The 13,368-nt window shown below is 36.3% G+C and carries 14 protein-coding genes; 9 read left to right on the top strand and 5 right to left on the bottom strand.

Going from position 1 to position 13,368, the window contains the following annotated elements:
• Positions 1-111: 111 nt before the first annotated feature.
• The gene (locus EG339_RS03330) at positions 112-822 is read left to right on the top strand and encodes a cell division ATP-binding protein FtsE (protein WP_123868863.1); all 711 of its coding nucleotides are present in this window, start codon (positions 112-114) and stop codon (positions 820-822) included.
• A 50-nt stretch (positions 823-872) separates the two neighbouring features.
• Here EG339_RS03330 and EG339_RS03335 read toward each other — a convergent pair whose 3' ends face one another.
• The 3 genes from EG339_RS03335 to EG339_RS03345 are packed head-to-tail and all read right to left on the bottom strand — an operon-like array spanning position 873 to position 3,605.
• Complete coding sequence (locus EG339_RS03335; protein ID WP_123868864.1) at positions 873-1,565, bottom strand: tRNA1(Val) (adenine(37)-N6)-methyltransferase; 693 nt, start codon at positions 1,563-1,565, stop codon at positions 873-875.
• The gene (locus tag EG339_RS03340) at positions 1,565-3,019 is read right to left on the bottom strand and encodes a sensor histidine kinase (protein WP_123868865.1); all 1,455 of its coding nucleotides are present in this window, start codon (positions 3,017-3,019) and stop codon (positions 1,565-1,567) included. Before EG339_RS03340 ends, EG339_RS03335 begins: the two co-directional genes overlap by 1 nt.
• A gap of 1 nt (position 3,020) precedes the next feature.
• Complete coding sequence (locus tag EG339_RS03345) at positions 3,021-3,605, bottom strand: riboflavin synthase (RefSeq protein WP_123868866.1); 585 nt, start codon at positions 3,603-3,605, stop codon at positions 3,021-3,023.
• Between the two features lie 48 nt (positions 3,606-3,653).
• Here EG339_RS03345 and pdxA point away from each other — a divergent pair, with 48 nt between their 5' ends.
• From pdxA to rocD, 8 genes are all read left to right on the top strand, one after another.
• Positions 3,654-4,745 (top strand): 4-hydroxythreonine-4-phosphate dehydrogenase PdxA, encoded by a 1,092-nt coding sequence (pdxA, locus tag EG339_RS03350; protein ID WP_123868867.1) that lies wholly within the window; start codon positions 3,654-3,656, stop codon positions 4,743-4,745.
• Positions 4,746-4,829: 84 nt separating this feature from the next.
• Positions 4,830-5,360 carry a YceD family protein gene (locus EG339_RS03355; protein WP_164466405.1) on the top strand — a complete coding sequence of 177 codons (531 nt, stop codon included), beginning with the start codon at positions 4,830-4,832 and terminating at the stop codon, positions 5,358-5,360.
• Positions 5,361-5,427: 67 nt separating this feature from the next.
• On the top strand, positions 5,428-5,631 hold the full coding sequence (gene rpmF, locus EG339_RS03360) for a 50S ribosomal protein L32 (protein WP_002976251.1): 204 nt from the start codon (positions 5,428-5,430) through the stop codon (positions 5,629-5,631).
• Between the two features lie 127 nt (positions 5,632-5,758).
• A complete protein-coding gene (accB, locus tag EG339_RS03365; protein WP_123868869.1) occupies positions 5,759-6,241 on the top strand; it encodes an acetyl-CoA carboxylase biotin carboxyl carrier protein in 483 nt (160 codons plus the stop codon).
• Positions 6,242-6,339: 98 nt separating this feature from the next.
• The gene (gene accC, locus EG339_RS03370; protein WP_123868870.1) at positions 6,340-7,695 is read left to right on the top strand and encodes an acetyl-CoA carboxylase biotin carboxylase subunit; all 1,356 of its coding nucleotides are present in this window, start codon (positions 6,340-6,342) and stop codon (positions 7,693-7,695) included.
• Positions 7,696-7,931: 236 nt separating this feature from the next.
• Complete coding sequence (locus EG339_RS03375; protein ID WP_228459696.1) at positions 7,932-8,396, top strand: Crp/Fnr family transcriptional regulator; 465 nt, start codon at positions 7,932-7,934, stop codon at positions 8,394-8,396.
• A 77-nt stretch (positions 8,397-8,473) separates the two neighbouring features.
• On the top strand, positions 8,474-9,607 hold the full coding sequence (locus EG339_RS03380; RefSeq protein WP_123868872.1) for an FAD-dependent monooxygenase: 1,134 nt from the start codon (positions 8,474-8,476) through the stop codon (positions 9,605-9,607).
• Positions 9,608-9,898: 291 nt separating this feature from the next.
• On the top strand, positions 9,899-11,149 hold the full coding sequence (gene rocD, locus EG339_RS03385; protein ID WP_123868873.1) for an ornithine--oxo-acid transaminase: 1,251 nt from the start codon (positions 9,899-9,901) through the stop codon (positions 11,147-11,149).
• Here rocD and EG339_RS03390 read toward each other — a convergent pair.
• Positions 11,146-12,231, bottom strand: coding sequence for a glycosyltransferase family 4 protein (locus tag EG339_RS03390; RefSeq protein WP_123868874.1), 1,086 nt, complete (start codon positions 12,229-12,231; stop codon positions 11,146-11,148). The two genes, rocD and EG339_RS03390, sit on opposite strands and share 4 nt — an antisense overlap.
• 5 nt (positions 12,232-12,236) lie before the next feature.
• The gene (locus EG339_RS03395) at positions 12,237-13,364 is read right to left on the bottom strand and encodes a glycosyltransferase (protein ID WP_228459697.1); all 1,128 of its coding nucleotides are present in this window, start codon (positions 13,362-13,364) and stop codon (positions 12,237-12,239) included.
• Positions 13,365-13,368: the final 4 nt, after the last annotated feature.

Below are 13,368 nucleotides of genomic sequence, written 5' to 3' on the forward strand. Positions count from 1 at the left end.
TCAGGCATTTTTTGTTGTTAAAATTTATTAAAATTAGAGTCAGATAGACTTCTTTTTTCTATTTTTAAAGATTGAAAATTTTTTGTTAGAAATAGCCTTTAAAATTAAATTATGCCACATACCAATATCTCCGGAGACAATATTATAAGTTTACAGCACGCAAAAATTGCCCAAAAAAACTTTACTGTTCTTTCTGATGTAAATCTTAATATTAAAAAAGGTAGATTCTGCTACCTTATTGGAAAAACAGGTTCCGGAAAAAGTTCTCTACTGAAAACGCTTTATGGACACATCCCGTTAGCATCAGGACATGGAGCCGTGGTAGGATTTGATCTGGCTAAACTAAAGCCTTCTGACATCCCTAACCTAAGAAGAAAGTTAGGAATTGTATTTCAGGATTTCCAGTTACTTTCGGACAGAACTGTTGAAAAGAACCTTAAGTTCGTTTTGGAAGCTACAGGATGGAGTGATAAGACCAAAATGGAAGACAGAATCAATGAAGTATTGGGAAGTGTAAACATGAAGAGCAAAAAGCACAAAATGCCGCATGAACTTTCTGGAGGTGAACAACAGCGTATCGCCATCGCAAGAGCACTTCTTAACCACCCTGATTTAATTCTTGCGGATGAGCCCACAGGAAATCTTGACCCTGAGACTTCCAATGAAATTATGACCTTATTAAAACAGGTTGCCCTTGAAAATGGTGCCGCTGTAGTAATGGCGACCCATGATTACCATATGATACAGAACTTCCCTGGTGAAGCTATCAGATGTGAAGATGGGAAAGTATCTGTATTGGATACTGCAGAACTTTTTGAATAAAATTTAAGGGTTTAGAAATATAAAATCACTTTTATTTTCTAATTTCCGAACTATTTAAAGACATGAAACTCCTTAGTGAGTTCAAGATATTGGTCCGAGTATTTTCTCGGACTTTTTTCTATTATAAATTCAGATTCCTGAAGTATATCTTCCGTAAAAGAAAACTCTAAGACCACTCTTTTTGTTTTGGAATTCTCAATACCTTTAATATTAACCCGTCTGTTCAGAAACAGTTTATTTTCTTCAGCAATTGAAATAAAGATTTCCCCTGCTTCCACCGGGATAATTACTGAAAACAATCCATTTTCAGATAAAAACCGGGCAGATTGAGCGATAAGCTGTCTGAAATTCAACTCTACCGTTTGGCGTGCAATTTTATCTTTACCAGATCCCGATTCTTCAAAATAAGGTGGATTCGAAACAATCAGATCAAATGTGCCTTCCGTTTCAAAAGTTTTAAAATCCTGATGAATGTTTCTCAGCCTTGTACGGAAAGGAGAGTTTTCAAAATTAAGTTTCGTCAATGCAACAGCATCTTCATTAATATCCAGTCCTAAAAAATCCGCCTGCAGATTCCTTTGGGCCAACATCAAAGAGATCAATCCTGTTCCAGTTCCTACTTCCAAAACACGAAAAGCAGATTCAACACCTGCTAATGCACCAAGCAGAACTCCATCCGTTCCTACACGGAAGACTTCTTTGGATTGCTGGATCTCAAATTGTTTAAACGTAAAAGGTTTCACTATAAATTGGTAGGCAATGTAATGATAAACGTAGATCCCTTCCCTACTTCAGATTTCACTGAGATCTCTCCTTTATAATCTTCAATCATTTTTCTTACCATGGATAATCCAAGTCCCATTCCGCTGGTTTTGGAAGTAAAGTTAGGCTCAAAAATTCTTTCATACATATTTTCAGGAATCCCGACCCCGTTATCCTGAACAGAAATAATAACCCTTCGCTGATGCTGTTCTACATCTACATTGATAATCAATTTCCTTTCATCACTTTCTGCCTGCTTGGCATTGGTAACAAGATTGGTGATGATTCTGGACAGATAGATTCTATCCATATTGATCATGATATTACTCTTGTTGGCGTGCATGAAGATACTGTCATCATTAAATACACGAAGAATATCTTCTACTTCTGTATTCAGATTGATTACCTCATTATTTTTTTCAGGAAGTTTTGCAAATTCCGAGAATGCAGAAGCCACAGTAGCAATCAGATCAATCTGATCCACCATTGTTTTACTCATCTGTTTCACTTTTTCCTTTATGTTCGGATCTTCCGGATCAAATTTTCTTTCAAAATTCTGAATGGTAAGCTTCATAGGAGTAAGCGGATTCTTCACCTCATGGGCAACTTGTTTCGCCATTTCCCTCCATGCTTCTTCAGAAGCCTTAAACCTTAACCTTTCTTTCTGATCCTGGATCTGCAGAATCATTCTGTTGTAAGCTCTTGCCAGAGCATTCAGCTCATCATTTTTATAATATCTGATAGGACGCATTTCATTTTCAAACAATGTAATACGGGTAATCATATCGGAGAACTTCGTAATGGTTTTGGCCAGGCTATTGGAAGTTACCCAGCTTATCCATATACTGAACAGGATTAGAAATATATCCACTAAAAGAATATATTTTACATACTGATGCAGTACGTCAAGATAGGCAGATTCGTTATGATATAAAGGAATATAAACAATACCGATTGGCTCCAGTTCATTGTTTTTCAATAAAAGATACGAAGAGGTTAGCTTGGCATCTTTAGCAGCATCATATCTGGTCATATCAACTCTCGCATCCGTAGACAGGATTTTGTTGATAATTTCTATAGAGAGTGTTTTCTGATCAATCAGGCTTTCATCCTTATTAGACAGCAGATAATTTCCTTTCAGATCATAAATAACAATATCATGCTGGTTAATATCTGCAATCTCAAAGATTTTATTCCCTAAAACCTTCGGCAGATCCTGTGTTTCTACCAGTGTACGGCTTACGGCATAATCCAGATATCTCATTACAGCATTGGTTTTCTCCTGCATATCAATGTTACTCTGCTGCAGTGAATTATTCCTCAACACAAAATAAGGAACCAGTGATGTTGCCACAACACTTAAAAAGCATACCAATAAGAAACCGAAAAACACACGATTCCTTAAGCTATATCCTTTATATTTATTTAACGACATCCTACTTTTTAATTAACCTAGCAATATACTTACCAATGATATCAAATTCAAGGTTAACCTTATCACCAATTTTCAGGTGTTTCATATTGGTAAATTCCCAGGTGTAAGGAATAATGGCTACCGAGAACTGAGCATCTTCACTTTTTGCTACGGTTAAACTGATTCCATTTACAGTAATAGAACCTTGGGGTACGGTTACAAAATTTCCGTCAGCTTCATATTTCATGGTGATAAAATAGCTTCCGTCTTTATTTTCGATTCCAACTACCTCTCCTGTTTTATCAACATGTCCCTGAACGATATGTCCATCCAGTCTTCCGTCCATTTTCATGCAACGCTCAAGATTCACCACACTTCCCACTTGCCATTTTCCCAAGTTGGTTTTTTCCAGTGTTTCATGAATAGCTGTTACTACATATTGGTTGTCTTTAATCTCAACCACAGTAAGGCAGCATCCGTTGTGAGCCAGGCTCTGATCAATTTTAAGTTCGTTTGTAAAAGGGCATGTCAGGGTGAAATCTATGTTGCTTCCTTTCTCTTCAATCTTTTCAATAACACCAACTGCTTCAATAATTCCTGTGAACATATTATTTTTTGCTAAATTTGTAAATTATAATCTTCAAAGATAATCAAAATGAGCCCAAAAAACCATAAAGTACGAGTAGGAATTTCAATCGGTGATTTCAACGGCATCGGCCCGGAGATCATTATGAAGTCTCTGAAAGACAAAACCATTACAGATTTTTTCACTCCTGTAATTTTTGGTTCGGGAAAATTATTCACTTATCAGAAAAACATTTTCAAGCTGAACCTTAATTTCAACTACGTAAATGAAGCATCCCAGGCTCTGCCCGGTAAACTGAATATGGTGAATCTGACCAAGGAAAACGTTAACGTTGAATTGGGAGTTCCTACAGAAGAATCTACCAAAATGGCAATTGACTCTTTGGAAGCTGCAACTGAAGCTTTAATGAAAGGAGACATTGACGTTCTGGTAACCGCTCCTATCAATAAAGATGAAATGGTAAAAATGGGCTTTAAGCATGCCGGACACACTGGTTATTTTGAAGAAAAATTCAGTAAGAAAGGATTAATGTTCCTGGTAACTGAAGACCTTAAAGTAGCGGTATCCACCCATCATATTCCTATTGCAAAGGTAGCTGAGAATATTTCCAAAGAGAAGATCAAAAAGCAGATCAGGGTATTGAACCAGACGCTTATTGAAGATTTTTGCATTCAGAAGCCGAAAATTGCAGTATTGGGATTAAATCCTCATTCAGGAGATGGCGGAGTAATTGGAACTGAAGAAATAGAAATCATCAGCCCGGCCATTCAGGAACTTTCAGACAATGGAATCCTGGCATTTGGGCCTTTCCCGGCAGATAGTTTCTTTCAGCCTAACAAATACAGGAACTTTGATGCTGTTTTAGCGATGTACCACGATCAGGGATTAGCTCCATTCAAAACATTGGCTTATGAAGAAGGAGTAAATTATACAGCTGGGCTTCCTTTTATCAGAACTTCTCCGGATCATGGAGTTGCGTATGATATTGCAGGAAAAAATGTTGCCGATGAGCAGAGTTTTATGGAAGCTATCTTCACCGCTATTAAAGTTTTCAAGAACAGAAGTGAATACAGTGAACTGATGAGCAACCGCCTCCAGCCTAGAAAAATGGTTGTTGATAACGGAATAGATGAAGATCTTCCTGAGGAAACTGAAGCATAAACCGTTAAAACAAATTTTAAATTAATTTGTTTTAGATTTTATTTGTTATTATAAAAAAAATGCATATTTTTGCACACTCATTTTATGGACAAGTTAAGAAACTATGACGTAAGCTTTTCCGGACTTAAAAACGGAAAACACGAGTTCAAGTTTGAGATAGATAAAACGTTCTTTCAATTATTTGACACTGAGCAGGAATTTACAAATCCAAGAATAGATGTAAATGTCTTATTAGACAAACACACCACATTTCTGGAGTTTGAGATTAAGATAAAAGGCTTGGTTGAACTGGTTTGTGATATTACAAATGAAGATTTCGACTATCCTATTGAAAATGAAATTAAGATTCTGGTGAATTTCGGGGAAGAATATGATGACAGCAATGAAGATGTTATTACCATTCCTACCGGAGAGCATGCCTTCAACGTAGCCCATTTGATCTACGAAAATGTAATGCTTTCTATCCCGATGAAAAAGATTTCCCCGAATGTAAATGATGAAGACATCAAAATTCTTGACCAGTTCAGTCCGAAAAATATTGAGGAAACTGAAGAGGAAGAACATGAAAGTGACCCAAGATGGGATGCTTTAAGAAAATTAAGAGACAATAATTAAATAGAATAATTTAAATATGATGAGATGATGAATCTCATCGCTCATCAATTAAAAAAGTTATTAGAAAATGGCACATCCAAAGAGAAGACAGTCGTCTACAAGAAGAGATAAGAGAAGAACTCACTACAAAGCTGTAGTTCCTCAATTAGCTAAAGATGCAACAACAGGAGAGCTTCACCTATACCACAGAGCTCACTGGCATGAAGGAAAATTGTACTACAGAGGTAAAGTAGTATTGGAAAAAGAAGTAGCTGCTACTGAAGAAAACTAAGAGTCGCTTTTCGCTGAAAAAGCCTCATTTTAATACAAAAACCGCCCAATTTTGATAAAATTTGGCGGTTTTTTGTTGTTTTTTGCGTTTTTTTGGTATCTTTGGCATCAAATCAAATATCAAATTTATGGACATTAAAGACATACAAAATCTTATCAAGTTTGTATCTAAGGCTGAAGTTTCAGAAGTGAAGTACAAAACTAAAGATTTCGAAATCACTATTAAAACTCCATTAGCTGGAAGCGACGCTGTTTATGCACAACCTGCAGTATACCACACTGCTCCTCAAGCGGTAGCTGCTCCGGCACCTGTTGCAACTCCGGCTGCTGCTCCTGCAGAAAAAGCTGAGGCTGCATCTGATGATAGCAAATATGTAGCGATTAAATCTCCAATGATCGGAACATTCTACAGAAAACCATCTCCGGATAAAGACGTATTCGTAAATGTAGGTGATGAAGTTTCTGCCGGTAAAGTAGTTTGTGTAATTGAAGCAATGAAGTTATTCAACCAGATTGAATCTGAAATCAGCGGAAAAATTGTTAAAATCTTAGTTGACGATGCTACTCCGGTAGAATATGACCAACCATTATTCTTAGTAGATCCATCTTAATTTAGAAGTTAGATGTTAGACATTAGATGTTAGATTAAATTCTACATTAAAATAACATTATCTAATTTTCAAATTATCTAATTTTCAAATTGAAGAAGATGTTCAAAAAAATATTAATAGCCAATCGTGGCGAAATTGCAATGCGTATTTTACGTACTTGTAAAGAAATGGGGATCAAAACCGTTGCAGTATATTCTACTGCAGATAAAGACAGTCTTCATGTAAGATTTGCTGACGAAGCGGTTTGTATTGGTCCTGCGATGAGCAAAGACTCATACCTTAAAATCCCTAACATTATTGCTGCTGCGGAAATTACAAACGCTGACGCAATTCACCCAGGTTATGGATTCTTATCTGAAAATGCTAATTTTTCAAGAATCTGCCAAAAGAACGGAATCAAGTTCATTGGAGCTTCTCCTGAGCAGATCGAAAAAATGGGAGACAAAGCGAATGCCAAAGCTACCATGAAAGCTGCCGGTGTACCATGTGTACCAGGTTCAGACGGATTGATCGAATCTTACGAACACGCTGTAAAGATTGCTGAAGAAACAGGATATCCTGTAATGATTAAAGCAACTGCCGGTGGTGGTGGTAAAGGAATGAGAGCAGTCTGGAAAGCTGAAGACCTTAAAGATCACTGGGAATCTGCCATTCAGGAAGCGGTAGCTGCCTTTGGAAACGGAGGTATGTACATGGAAAAACTGATTGAAGAGCCTAGGCATATCGAAATTCAGGTTGCAGGTGACCAGTTTGGTAAAGCTTGCCACCTTTCTGAAAGAGACTGTTCTGTACAAAGAAGAAACCAAAAGTTAACGGAAGAAACCCCTTCTCCATTCATGACGGATGAGCTTCGTGAAAAAATGGGTGATGCTGCTGTAAAAGCTGCAGAATTCATCGGATACGAAGGAGTAGGAACTATCGAATTCCTTGTAGACAAGCACAGAAATTTCTATTTCATGGAAATGAACACAAGAATCCAGGTAGAGCATCCTATTACTGAACAGGTAATTGATTATGACCTGATCAGAGAACAGATCCTTCTTGCTGCAGGAACTCCTATTTCAGGAATCAACTATTACCCTAAATTACATTCAATCGAGTGTAGAATTAACGCAGAAGATCCTTACGCAGACTTCAGACCGTCTCCGGGAAAAATCACAGGATTAAACATCCCTGGCGGGCACGGAATCAGAGTAGACACTCACGTGTATTCCGGATATACAATTCCTTCCAACTACGACTCAATGATTGCCAAGCTTATCACAACGGCTCAGACCCGCGAAGAAGCTATTGCAAAAATGAGACGTGCTCTTGAAGAATTCTATATTGAAGGAGTAAAAACAACTATTCCTTTCCACAGACAGTTGATGGATAATGAAGATTATCTTTCAGGAAACTATACTACAAAATTCATGGAAGATTTTGTAATGGATAAAAAATACGATAATCACTAAAAAGAATTATCATTTATATAAAAAGAAGGCGCCTTTTCGGACGCCTTCTTTAGTTTTATACTCTATCTTATTCTAATAAAGCAGGAAAAATTATTTTTGTAGTCTCAATTAAAACCGACATAGGAGCGATGACATCTGCAATACAAGAGAAATTAGCCGAGACACTTCAAATTTCTATGGAGCGCGCGAAGGAATTTTTGGATATTTGTTATATCATAACTTATGATAAAAGCCAAATGATAGAACCTAAAAATGGAGTATTTGATCGTTTAGGACTCATTTTGAATGGCGCTGTCCGGATTTATTACATCAACGAGAAAGGCGAAGATATCAGCTATCTTTTGCAGGTAAATAATGATGTAATTGGCGATTATGAAAGCTATGTCACTGGCAAAAAATCAATGGCAGTTATACAGGCTCTTCTAAAAACTGAAGTTTTATATTTTGATAAAAAAGATGTTGATATTTTAATTCAGAAAGATATTTTCTGGCTTGGGCTGGCAAAACGCATATCCGATTTAGCTTTTCTGGATGCAAAACAAAGGCTGGATGAGCTGTTTTTTTATACACCGGAAGAACGTTATCTCAATCTCCTGAAAAAGTCACCCGAAATTCTGAACAAAATTCCACAGAAATATATTTCGTCATATTTAGGAATTACGCCACAATCGCTGAGCAGAATCAGGAAAAGAATTTACTAATTCCAGAAAATTAACTTAAGTGAACGTTTTTGGTTTTTCCGACCATTAATTTTGTCTCATATATCAATGCGATCACAATGAAAATAGCAATTATCGGTGGCGGAATTGGCGGTTTAACAACTGCTTTAGCCCTACAAAAAAATAATCTGGACGTTACCATTTACGAAAGTGCACCCGAAATAAAACCTGTAGGTGCCGGAATCATCATGGCTAATAATGCCATGCAGATTTTTGACAAACTTAGCATTCGCCACAAAATCGAAAAAGCAGGTCATAAAATTTCAGCTATCAAAATTACTGATCCACAGCTCAAAACCTTATCGGATGTACAACTGAATACATTCGAAAGTAAATATGGAGTAAGCAATATTGCCATTCATCGCGGCGACTTGCAAATGATTCTGGCTGAAGAAATTGGTTTTGAAAATATCAAGCTTTCTAAACGCTTATCCAAAATCGAACAGGGGAATGGCTATCAACTCACTTTTGAAGACGGAAATATTGCTAATGCAGATGCTGTTATTGGTGCAGATGGAATTAAATCAGTAGTACGTCATCAGATTTTAAATATTGGTAAACTCAGATCTTCCAAGCAAAAATGCTGGCGTGGCGTTATCGAATCTGATTGGACAGAAAAATATAATCACCATGCTTATGAAGCCTGGGGAAAAGGCAGACGCTTCGGCTTCATGAAAATTAGTGATCACAAAGTTTACTGGTACGCTGTGGTTAACGAGCACCTGGTTAAAAATCCCAATAATCTTGCTGAGCTTTTTGCTGAATTTAATCCCGAAATTCCAAGAATGATTTCCGTAACACCGAAAGAAAAAATATTTGTCAGCGACATTATCGATTTGGAACCAATTTATCAATGGCAAAAAGACCGCGTTTGCCTGATTGGTGATGCAGCCCATGCAACGACTCCTAATATGGGACAAGGTGCCTGCCAGGCCATTGAAGATGCATATATCCTCGGAAAACTTTTTGGTGAAGGGAAAAACGTGGATGAAGTCTTCACTCAATACGAAAAACTGCGTATGAAAAAAGCACATTACATTGTCAACACAAGCTCAGCCATCGGTAAAATTTCTCATTATGAAAACAGTCTGGCCGTTTGGCTCCGTAATATTTTACTAAAGGCAACATCTGGTTCTATTAACGAAAAACAAATGGAAAAAGTTTTTGACATTTCGTACCAGAGCAACTTATAAAGATAAGCCCGAATCAAAAGGCTGTTTAGAGAAATACCATTTAAAAATATTATAGCCCTGATGGAACAGCAAAACAATATCAGAATGATTAAAAAATGTAGAATTATCTTATCAGTATAAATTTCTTATTCTTAAAGATAGAATACCTGCAACTGTTTATCCGTTAAGAAAATATTTTCCATTAAGGATTCATTTTTCCTCAAAATATACTCTAATCACAGCCTTATACTCTACTCTATTTTTGTTTATAGGTCTCATTAATATTGTGTAAATTTGTAGAAAACCAACAATATGTCAACAGCAGAACAAACAAAAAACTCACAGTATTTTATTGACCTTGAAGACAAACATGGAGCGCATAACTACCACCCTCTGCCAGTAGTTCTGGACCGGGGAGAAGGTGTTTTCGTGTGGGACGTAGAGGGCAAAAGGTATTATGATTTTCTTTCAGCATATTCTGCTGTAAACCAGGGACACTCACACCCAAAAATTGTAGGGGCATTGGTAGAACAGGCTCAAAAGCTGGCCCTCACTTCAAGAGCTTTCTATAACTCTAAATTAGGAGAATACGAACAGAAAATCACGACTCTTTTGGGGTTTGATAAGGTATTACCTATGAATTCCGGAGCTGAAGCAGTAGAAACAGCTGTAAAATTAGCCAGAAAATGGAGCTATGAAGTAAAGGGAATTTCAGAAAATGCGGCGAAGATCATTGTATGTGAAAATAACTTCCATGGAAGAACGACTACGATTGTTTCTTTCTCTAATGATCCGGATGCTAACCAAAACTACGGGCCTTTTACGCCAGGATTTATTAAAATTCCTTACAATGATATTGCATCACTGGAAGAAGTATTAAACAGGGAGGCAGGAAATATCGCAGCATTCCTTGTAGAACCTATTCAGGGGGAAGCTGGAGTATATGTTCCGGATGAAAACTTCCTTAAAAACGCTTCTGAACTGTGTAGAAAACATAATGTCCTTTTCATTGCCGATGAAGTGCAGACAGGTATTGCGAGAACAGGAAAACTGATCGCTTGTCATCATGAAAATGTACAACCAGACATCTTAATCCTTGGGAAGGCACTTTCAGGAGGAATGTATCCTGTATCTGCAGTACTGGCTAATGACGAGATCATGAATGTTATTAAACCGGGACAGCATGGTTCTACATTCGGAGGAAACCCAATTGCCTGTGCCGTAGCTGTAGCTGCATTAGATGTAGTAGCTGATGAAAAATTATCTGAAAGAGCCGAAGAGCTTGGCCAGATTTTCAGAGCTGAAATCAATAAGCTTATCGAAAAAACAGATCTTATTACCAAAGTAAGAGGAAAAGGCCTTTTAAATGCTATTCTGATCAATGATACTCCGGAAAGCTCTACAGCATGGAATCTTTGCTTACAATTGAAAGGAAACGGATTGCTGGCCAAACCAACCCATGGTAATATCATCAGATTAGCACCACCATTGGTAATTACTGAAGAGCAATTATTAGATTGTGTAAAAATTATTGAAAAAACTATTCTGGAATATAAAGCTTAATTTTTTTCCAGAACAGATTCATAAAACTTAAGATAATTATTGGACATTGCGGTATAACTATATTGCTCTGTCCAATTTTTTATTTCCTGGCTCATTTCTTTTTCATTTTCATGATAAAGGTCCATTTTTTCCTGATACAGCTGAGCCATTAATTGGGGTTCAAAACTATCAAAATAAAAGGCTTTATCTCCTCCTATTTCAGGAAGGCTCGTATAAGTGGAAAGGAAAACAGGCTTACCAAATGCCATCGCTTCAATAGGCGGTATTCCGAACCCTTCTGCAATAGAAGGATGACACATAGCCTCTGAATGCTGAATGACTGCATACTTTTCCTCCTCTGAAAGATTTCTGAGGAAATAAACCCTTTGTTCCAGATGCAGTTCTTTAATCCTCCTTCTCACGTCATCGGCATAAGGCTGTTTTTCATCGGAAGCAATAAGGACCAGGTCCTCTTTTATATAAGGAAGCATGTCAACCAAAGTCAACTGATTTTTCTTATTGAAAAGTACACCAATATTCAGGATGTATTTTTTGTCTTTCAAATAACTGTATTTTCCAAGCTGATATTCTCTGTGCTCAGGAAGATGAATACCATTGTGAATAACTACAATATCTTTAAGTTTAGTAAAAGTAAAAAGTCTTTTATTACGGATAAAGCTTTGTTTTGCATATTCAGAAATACAGACAATATAATCTGCATTTTTAACATTGCTCCTTACTTTACCCAGCATTTTTCTCTTTTTAGAATCAGTAAGATTCTCATATAAGAAATTAAGATCGTGAAGCGTAACAATTTTTATTGTGTTTTTATAATTTCTATGAAAATAAGAAGACAGCTGGTGACTTACATGAATCAAATCAAACTCCCCACTGAAACGTTCAAAGAAACGATGTGTCTTATTCCAGAAAACACACTTCGGCTTAGGCTCAAATTTTTCAAGCTGCTCTCTTTTACCAAAAAAAAATATTTCAAACTTAGAATTATTCTCCTGCAATCCTTTTGCCAGATTTCTGAATACATTTGCAATCCCCGAATTAGGATATCGGAGACGTTCAAGATCAATTAAGATGTTTTTCTTCATACGTTTTATAAAAAAATAGAATCAAGGATCTCTTTTTCTATTTTTAAATTGTGGTTTTCTCTAAAATAACAAATTCCCTGCTGTTTTACCTTTTCATAAAATACATCATCATTCATTAACTGATGAATGAATTCTGAAAATTCTTTGGGATCCTGACTTACTAAACATCCATTATTCTTTTTATTAATAAGGCCATCCACTCCTCTTCTGTTTGTTACCACCGGCAATCCATAAGATAAAGCTTCCAACACTTTAATTTTGACACCTGTACCGCTCATCATTGGGCAGATGGCAATTCTTGCATGGCTGTAAAATTCCTGCAGGTCATCTACAATCCCATATTTAATGACGTTTGGGAAATCTTCTGCAATTGTTTTACCAATCTTACCAATAATATGAACTTTAACATTTTTAAGCAAGGGTAATACCTCTTTTAAAAACCACTGAATTCCCTTAATATTGTGAGGGTTATCACTTGCGACATAAATAATATCATATTTAAACTCAGTAACTTTATTGGTAAAGTTCTCAGGGAATGCAACAGGCATCAAAGTAACTTTCTTATTGGTAAACTGATCAAAAATATATTCTTCCTCTACAGAGTAAGTCCAGATATTATCATATTGTTTCAAAATAGAAATTTCATCCTGAAACAATTTTCCTATAGCGTATTTATGGCGGCTTTGAGCAGTAATAAAATCATGAGTATCAATAATCTTATATCCTCCGGAAGGAACTATACTTCCTAGCCTTCCCCAAGTAGCATAACTTATTAATACAACATCAAAGTCAGATTTTTTAACAATCCTTGAAAATTCTTTTCTAAGAATATAGCTTGTTGTGTCTATAGAGTTTCTTTTGAAAAGATAAGGTATTTTATATAAAAACAAATATTTAAAAAAATTCTTTTTATATTTTTTATTCAGAAGACACAGTTGAATATTAGGGAATCTTTCATGAAATAGAGTTTCCTCCTCTTTTTTCCATATTCCCCAATCTCTTAATGAAACAAAGGTTACCTCAAGATCTCTGTTTTCATTGAAATAAGAAAGCATATAATTAAGCCTCGTTGTATTGCCTGCCTTTCCGGATAAAGGATTATCAGGCATAAAATACAGAAGTTTTTTTCTCAAATTT

This window comes from Chryseobacterium bernardetii, assembly GCF_003815975.1.
Taxonomy (GTDB): domain Bacteria; phylum Bacteroidota; class Bacteroidia; order Flavobacteriales; family Weeksellaceae; genus Chryseobacterium; species Chryseobacterium bernardetii.